Annotated in this window: 2 rRNA genes; both read right to left on the reverse strand. The window is 51.9% G+C overall.

The window, feature by feature from the left end:
• Window positions 1-2 precede the first annotated feature (2 nt).
• A 5S ribosomal RNA gene (gene rrf / locus VB740_RS17680) occupies window positions 3-120 on the reverse strand.
• A 128-nt stretch (window positions 121-248) separates the two neighbouring features.
• A 23S ribosomal RNA gene (locus tag VB740_RS17685) occupies window positions 249-3,138 on the reverse strand.
• Between the last annotated feature and the right edge of the window lie 40 nt (window positions 3,139-3,178).

Consider the following 3,178-nt stretch of genomic DNA (forward strand, 5'->3'; position numbering starts at 1 on the left):
AAACCTGGCATCGAGCTATTTTTGCGTAGGGCTACCCCTAAACTATCGTGGCCGCAGCAGCGTTTCACCTCTGAGTTCGGGAAGGGTTCAGTGTGGTTCCACCGCGCAATAGACACCAGGAAAACTTTGAGAGTAGTGAGTGCTGAGTGCTGAGTGCTGAGTATTTATTTAACTCAGCACTGAGAACTTTGAACTCAGCACTGACAAAACCCTGAAGACTGCAAGTAACGCGAAACCAAATGAGTTATGAGGTCAAGCCCTCGGTCTGTTAGCACGGCTCGGCTACATACATTGCTGCACTTCCACCTACCGCCTAAGAACGGGTGTTCTTCCCGTGACCTTACCCACTTACGTGGTGAGAGCACTCATCTTGAGGTGGGCTTCCCACTTAGATGCTTTCAGCGGTTATCCGCTCCGCACTTGGCTACCCAGCGTTTACCGTTGGCACGATAACTGGTACACCAGCGGTGCGTTCCTCCCGGTCCTCTCGTACTAAGGAGGACTCCTCTCAATGCTCTTACGCCTGCACCGGATATGGACCGAACTGTCTCACGACGTTCTGAACCCAGCTCACGTACCGCTTTAATGGGCGAACAGCCCAACCCTTGGGACGTACTTCCGCCCCAGGTTGCGATGAGCCGACATCGAGGTGCCAAACCTCCCCGTCGATGTGGACTCTTGGGGGAGATCAGCCTGTTATCCCTAGAGTAACTTTTATCCGTTGAGCGACGGCCATTCCACTCTGCGCCGTCGGATCACTAAGGCCTACTTTCGTACCTGCTCGACTTGTCAGTCTTGCAGTCAAGCTCCCTTTATGCCTTTACACTCGCCGCACGGTTTCCAAGCGTGCTGAGGGAACCTTTGCGCGCCTCCGTTACCTTTTAGGAGGCGACCGCCCCAGTCAAACTGCCCACCTGAAACTGTTCCCTGACCAGATAATGGTCATGGGTTAGAATTCTAGCTTCGCCAGAGTGGTATCTCACCGTTGGCTCCATACTCCCCACAAGGAATACTTCATCGCCTCCCACCTATCCTGCGCAAGCCAAGCCCGAACACAATTCCAGGCTACAGTAAAGCTTCATAGGGTCTTTCTGTCCAGGTGCAGGCAGTCCGTATCTTCACAGACATTCCTATTTCGCCGAGTCTCTCTCTGAGACACCATCCAGATCGTTACGCCTTTCGTGCGGGTCGGAACTTACCCGACAAGGAATTTCGCTACCTTAGGACCGTTATAGTTACGGCCGCCGTTCACCGGGGCTTCGGTCGCTAGCTTCAAGGTTGCCCCCTGACCAACTTCCTTAACCTTCCGGCACTGGGCAGGCGTCAGCCCCCATACTGCGTCTTTACGACTTTGCGGAGACCTGTGTTTTTGGTAAACAGTCGCCTGGATCTCTTCACTGCGACCCACGTCTTAGGTGGGCACCCCTTCTTCCGAAGTTACGGGGCCATTTTGCCGAGTTCCTTAGAGAGAGTTATCTCGCGCCCCTTGGTATTCTCAACCTCCCTACCTGTGTCGGTTTCGGGTACAGGTAACTGTAAGTTAACGTGTTTAGAGCTTTTCTTGGAAGCTAGACTATGCCACTTCCCCGCCGTAGCGGGTCGTACTCACGCCTCAACTCGAAACGTTTTCGCCGTCTCTCAACATCTTGACGCTTGAACCGGTAACCAACATCCGGCTGACACTCATCTTCTCCGTCCCTCTGCACAACCTACAATCAGTACGGGAATTTTAACCCGTTGTCCATCGACTACGCCGTTCGGCCTCGCCTTAGGCCCTGACTAACCCTCCGGGGACGAACCTGGCGGAGGAAACCTTAGGGTTTCGGGGCATTGGATTCTCACCAATGTTTGCGCTACTCAAGCCGACATTCTCACTTCCGTTTCGTCCACAGCTGCTTGCCGCTACTGCTTCTACCTACGACGGAACGCTCCCCTACCGATTAACCTAAATTAATCCCACAGCTTCGGTACATCGCTTAGCCCCGTTCATTTTCGGCGCGAGAGCGCTTGACTAGTGAGCTATTACGCACTCTTTCAAGGGTGGCTGCTTCTAGGCAAACCTCCTAGTTGTCTGTGCACTCTCACCTCCTTTATCACTTAGCGATGATTTGGGGACCTTAGCTGGTGGTCTGGGCTGTTTCCCTCTTGACAATGAAGCTTATCCCCCACTGTCTCACTGGCAATGTGTGCTCTGGGTATTCAGAGTTTGTCTCGATTTGGTACCGGTCTCCCAGCCCGCACCGAAACAGTGCTTTACCCCCCAGATATAATCATTACCGCTGCGCCTAAACACATTTCGGGGAGAACCAGCTAGCTCCTGGTTCGATTGGCATTTCACCCCTAACCACAACTCATCCGCTGATTTTTCAACATCAGTCGGTGCGGACCTCCACTTGGTGTTACCCAAGCTTCATCCTGGCCATGGTTAGATCACCAGGGTTCGGGTCTATAAACACTGATTATCGCCCTTTTCAGACTCGGTTTCCCTTTGGCTCCAGCATTCTCGCTTTAACCTACCAGTGCCTATAAGTCGCCGGCTCATTCTTCAACAGGCACGCGGTCAGACTTTTAAATAGTCCTCCCACTGCTTGTAAGCTAACGGTTTCATGTTCTATTTCACTCCCCTTCCGGGGTTCTTTTCACCTTTCCCTCGCGGTACTGGTTCACTATCGGTCACACAGTAGTATTTAGCCTTACGAGGTGGTCCTCGCTGATTCACATGGGATTCCTCGTGCCCCATGCTACTCGGGATTCAGCTACTATCCTTGAGTTTTCAACTACAGGACTTTCACCTTCTTTGGTGCAGTATTTAGCTGCTTCGTTTAACCGCCAGATTCGATATCGCTGTCCCACTACCCCAATCGGTAAACCAATTGGTTTAGGCTCTTCCCCTTTCGCTCACCACTACTTAGGGAATCTCTTAATTGATTTCTCTTCCTCCAGCTACTAAGATGTTTCAATTCGCTGGGTTGGCTCTCTCCTGCCTATATATTCAGCAGGTAGTATATAGGGTTGCCCCATTCGGAAATCTCCGGCTCAATGTTTGCTTCCAACTCCCCGGAGCATATCGTCGGTAACCACGTCCTTCGTCGCCTCTGTGTGCCTAGGTATCCACCGTTAGCCCTTATTAGCTTGACCACTCAATTCATTTGGTCTTTTAATGACTTGCATTCACAAA

The sequence above is a fragment of the Nostoc sp. UHCC 0251 genome, from assembly GCF_034932245.1.
Classification (GTDB): Bacteria; Cyanobacteriota; Cyanobacteriia; order Cyanobacteriales; family Nostocaceae; genus Nostoc.